General features: G+C 72.0%; 1 protein-coding gene. It reads left to right on the top strand.

Annotation, left to right across the window (positions count from 1 at the left end; all coding sequences use genetic code 11):
- Positions 1–87: 87 nt before the first annotated feature.
- Positions 88–443: GTP-binding protein (locus tag AC5RUJ_RS18380; RefSeq protein ID WP_494156534.1), on the top strand; the 356-nt coding region annotated here is incomplete at its 3' end.

Genomic DNA, 443 nt, shown 5'->3' with positions numbered 1-443 from the left:
CCGAGGCCGACGACGAGCGGCTCGCCGCCGCCGTGCGCTCGGCGCTGGCGCATATCGACGACCAGCAGCGAACCACGGGCTCCTGACATGTTCGTGGTGGCCACCGCGGGACACGTCGATCACGGCAAAAGCACCCTCGTGCGCGCGCTCACCGGAATGGAGCCCGACCGCTGGGCCGAGGAACGGCGCCGCGGCCTGACCATCGACCTGGGTTTTGCCTGGACCGTGCTCCCGTCGGGCAGGGACGTGGCGCTCGTGGACGTGCCCGGGCACGAGAAGTTCCTGGGCAATATGCTGGCCGGGCTCGGCCCCGTTCCCGCCGTATGTTTCGTCGTCGCCGCGGACGAAGGCTGGCAGGCCCAATCCAGCGACCACCGGGACGCCGTCGCGGCGCTGGGCATCACCCACGGGCTGGTGGTGCTGACCCGCAGCGACCGCGCCCC

It is taken from the genome of Arthrobacter sp. Y3223164 (assembly GCF_059091005.1).
The sequence above is the reverse complement of the archived record's forward strand: the minus strand, read 5'-3'. Positions and strand labels throughout refer to the sequence as shown.